4 protein-coding genes are annotated in these 3,702 nt (G+C 53.4%); 2 read left to right on the forward strand and 2 right to left on the reverse strand.

Features of this window, described 5'->3' with window-relative positions; genetic code table 11:
• Positions 1–569: 569 nt before the first annotated feature.
• Complete coding sequence (locus tag A8707_RS25765) at positions 570–1,655, reverse strand: AI-2E family transporter (RefSeq protein ID WP_068820272.1); 1,086 nt, start codon at positions 1,653–1,655, stop codon at positions 570–572.
• 436 nt (positions 1,656–2,091) lie between these two features.
• Between A8707_RS25765 and A8707_RS25770 the strand changes: the two genes are divergently transcribed.
• Entirely contained in the window at positions 2,092–2,367 is a 276-nt protein-coding gene (locus A8707_RS25770) for a GlsB/YeaQ/YmgE family stress response membrane protein (protein WP_068820273.1), read from the forward strand.
• A gap of 537 nt (positions 2,368–2,904) precedes the next feature.
• On the opposite strand, the gene A8707_RS28750 is transcribed toward A8707_RS25770, so the two are convergent.
• On the reverse strand, positions 2,905–3,048 hold the full coding sequence (locus A8707_RS28750) for a hypothetical protein (protein ID WP_156518891.1): 144 nt from the start codon (positions 3,046–3,048) through the stop codon (positions 2,905–2,907).
• On the opposite strand from A8707_RS28750, the gene A8707_RS25775 reads away from it, so the two are divergent.
• Positions 3,043–3,441, forward strand: a complete 399-nt coding sequence (locus A8707_RS25775) for a Spy/CpxP family protein refolding chaperone (protein ID WP_068820275.1) — start codon at positions 3,043–3,045, stop codon at positions 3,439–3,441. The genes A8707_RS28750 and A8707_RS25775 overlap by 6 nt on opposite strands.
• Positions 3,442–3,702: the final 261 nt, after the last annotated feature.

A 3,702-nucleotide genomic window follows, 5' to 3' on the forward strand; every position in this document is an offset into this window, starting at 1 on the left:
GGGGCAACTTTGCGGAGGGTCAAATTGTTGAACGCGATGAGCTAAATCTCTGTGAGTTGGGGTCTTATACGTACACCGAAGAAAAGTAAGTCTTACTGGCAACCCTTGCTACATCAGGAGCGAGGTGCAAGGGTTACTCGACCCTGAAAGAACGAAATCAAGGGATTTTGATAGAGTAGGCATCAAAATCCCTTGATTTGTGGGTTGGTGTCGAGAGGTAGGCTTTGATCTGGTGTATGGAAAATAAGGAGAAAAAAAGCGCATCTTGCTGAAAGGGAAGGCCAGAGAAAAATAGATCTAAATGGGCAGATCAGTATTTTAAAACTTCTGAGAAAACCTGATTATTCTCCAGCCTTTCTAAAATGGCACTACCAAGGATTTCTATGCCGCAATGGGCGAAGTCAGCCACGTTTCGAGTGGCGATCTCGGCTGGGTGAGTCCGGCAGATGGCAGCGGCAATTCGCTCGGTGGCGCAGGAGTACAGCCAATTTGGTCCCACAATCGCGCTAAAAGTATTTTCTCAGCTCAACCCCTTTTTTGCCCGCTATCAGCTCCCCCCAGCAACAGGCTCACTCTCGAGGCGCTCCCGAAATCACGGTAGTCTCAGCGGCTGTTTCTGGGGGCGCGAATTCATCAATGAAGGTCACGAAGACAGCTGCAGCAGGGACTGCTAACAGCAGTCCAATCAACCCCAACAGCTTACCCAACACTAGAAACGTCAGGATGATGACAACCGGGTGGAGATTCACCTGCTGACCCATCACTAGGGGTTGCACCAAGTGAGCATCAATTTGATTCAGCAATAGAAACAGCAGCAGCACCGAGAGAAACTTCCAGGGCGAAAGGGTCAGCGCGACGAGTGCTGGTAGAAAAGTGCCTGCGATCGTGCCAAAGTAGGGTACGACTTCCAGCAACCCAGCAATGACCCCAAACGGCAGCGCCAGCGGCACTCCCAACGCCCAAAGACCGAGAGTGGCTCCGACCCCGAGGAACAGCATGGCAACGCCCGTACCAAAAATCCAGCCCCGTAAGCGCACGCCAGTGGCTTTCAGCAAGCGGTGAAAGCGGCGATGCTGCCGATGTGGCACCAGTCGCAAAATGCCGTCAATCAACGTCGCCGGGTCGTAGGCCATGTAAAGCGCCAGAATGAGCGTCGCCACCACCTCAATCGTCGCGCCAAGGGTCTGCTTGAGCAACAGTGGAAACGTGCCTAAAAGTTGATCAGCGAACTGCCGAAACTGCATCAAGCCTTGTGAAAGATCAGGCACAAAACTAAAACTACGATGCAGGTTGACAGACAGCGCCGTCAGCGCCGTGAGATAACTGGGCAGTGCGACGAGCAACTGCTGGATTTCATGCAGCAAACTGGGCAAGATCACAGCGACGAGAAAACCGCCAAAACCGCCTAGCAAGCCAACTAAGAGGAGGATAGCGAGCCAGCGAGCCTTCACGACCTTTTGTAACCAGCGCAGCAAGGTGCGCAAAACTACTGCAATCAGGATAGCAATCGCGACTAATTGCAGCACCGGCAACAGGACATAAAGAATATACAAAGCGGCTGCCAGCAGGACAGCCAAAGGGGCACCGCGCGTCAATTGCTTCCACAGAGAAGCTGGTTTTTGCCGCGATGGTTTTTCTGGAGTCTCTTCATGCATACACTTCGTTAGCCTTGGGACGCACTCATGATAGACCCATAAACAGGCGGGGTTGCAGATGACGACTACTCGTCTCCGGTGACAACTACTCAGGTGTTTGTGAAGTTTGAGCCAAGGAGTGCTAACCCTGCACAGACACGGTATGAAACAGGATAGAGTGGCTGTCGCACTCTGCCAGGGCCATGACTGACCGTGTGGACCGTACAGTGTGCGCTGGACTACCACCCTGAGGACGGTGGCAAGCGGGGATCGATCCGTTAGGCTGACGGTAGAACATCCAAGCAATATGTCCAAGCCGCCTTTAGAGCTACGGTTCTAGAGGCTTTTTTCTACCCCAAGATGATGCCCGTCTCAGCCTGCTGAGGGAGAAAGGAGCCACGGATAGGTTGCTATTCTTGTGAACATAAAAGCTTAGTTCGTAAAAAGGTTTAAGAGTATGAACATTGTGGCATGGGTGGTTTTAGGTCTCATTGCCGGTGCGATCGCTAAAGCGATTGACCCTGGTGCACGTGGTGGTGGTGGACTGCTCGGCACCATGTTGCTCGGTATTGTTGGTGCATTTGTGGGGGGTAGCCTATTTACCCTGATCACGACGGGAACGCTGGCATTCACCGCCAGTGGTTTGTCGTTGGGTGGTATTGTGGTGGCCGTGATTGGCGCGATCGTCTTCTCGTTTATTTGGAATCGTTTGGCGAGCCGCTCGGCTCTGTAAGGCAACGACTCAGTTGGCACTCAAAGAATTGACTGCAACCCCTGTCACGTTGGCAGGGGTTTTGTTTTGTCTGCGGTCACGCGGAGGCTCTACGGCTCTGTTTGGTGGACACCAACACCCGTCTGTCTGGAGACACCAGTAACACGGGTGTTGGGCTTGAGTACGGGTAAGTCTGGTGAGGTCAGTGGTAAGGGTTTGGTCATAGGCAAGCCTGGGCAACCGCGACAGAAAAGGTCTTACTTTGCCTATACTGTGCGCGCGGAGCCACAGTCGTTCATACATAGGGACTGAAGCGTTCAGTGGAGCATGGTGGGGCATCACGGAACTCAGGTTAAGATTGGTGTCACTGACTGCGCTCTCTGGGCCACCGCCCTTACCACACCACTAGCCCTTGAGCCGATAGACGTTGTCCAGGCACAGTTTTCAGCTCGGGTACCGTCCTGCTTGCGTCCAGCACCGGACTGATCAGGAACTTTCACCAATCGGTCCAGTCTCAACCCCTATGACTACAGCCGACAGAGCGCCCAAGCTCGAGGCTCAGATCAGTCCGCCGTTAAAGGGCGCAGACCCCACGCCTGCGCCCTTTAACGGTCGCTGGTGAACCCAGAACGAGCCGTGTGACTGACGGCAATTGTCTGGCTGACGCTTCACTTCCCTTAAAACATAACTAAAACTATGCACTTCAAACCACTCTTGCTTCTACCTGGGGTCTTAGCCCTGGCGCTGACAGTTGCGCCACTGCTACCCGTGACCGCCCAAACCATGTCGGCTCCGACTGGTCAAACGCCGAAACACGTCAGCACGTTGAACCTGACAGCGACTCAAAAAGCCCAACTCAAGCACATTCGGGACACGACTCACAGTCAAATTAATGCTCTGCTGACACCCGCCCAGCAAGCGAAATACGCGAGCGCTAAAAGCGAACGACAGGAGCGGCAGGTCTGGTCTTCCCTAAACTTGACGGCGGACCAAAAAACGAAAATCCGTGCCATTCGTCAGTCAGCCAAGCAGCAAATGAACGCGGTGCTCACGCCAGCGCAACGCCAGCAGTTACAGCAACGGCGACCACACTAAGGATCATGGCGACCGCAACTCCGACACCAAGCAGTATGGCGAGGGGCTGCCTTCGTCCACAGGCTCTAAAACAGACACACTGACTACTGCGGGCAGGTAGCAAAGGTGCAAAAAAAACCTCGCCAGTGAGTACGAGGTTGAGGTGTGTAAGGCCTTGAGCCAAGATACGTGCGAAAGTTTATCATATGGGTACTAAAGCTCTACTGAGTAAAGCTTTCAGCGTTTGGCTCAAAACATAGCTATTTTTGTCGGGCAGCTGCC

The sequence above is a fragment of the Phormidesmis priestleyi BC1401 genome (assembly GCF_001650195.1).
In the GTDB taxonomy this organism is placed as follows: domain Bacteria; phylum Cyanobacteriota; class Cyanobacteriia; order Leptolyngbyales; family Leptolyngbyaceae; genus Phormidesmis_A; species Phormidesmis_A priestleyi_B.

What these genes read in the sequence shown, in the direction of transcription:
- A8707_RS25765 (WP_068820272.1), bottom strand. Translation starts at nt 1,655, where the DNA reads ATGCATGAAGAGACTCCAGAAAAACCATCGCGGCAAAAACCAGCTTCT.
- A8707_RS25770 (WP_068820273.1), top strand. Translation starts at nt 2,092, where the DNA reads ATGAACATTGTGGCATGGGTGGTTTTAGGTCTCATTGCCGGTGCGATC.
- A8707_RS25775 (WP_068820275.1), top strand. Translation starts at nt 3,043, where the DNA reads ATGCACTTCAAACCACTCTTGCTTCTACCTGGGGTCTTAGCCCTGGCG.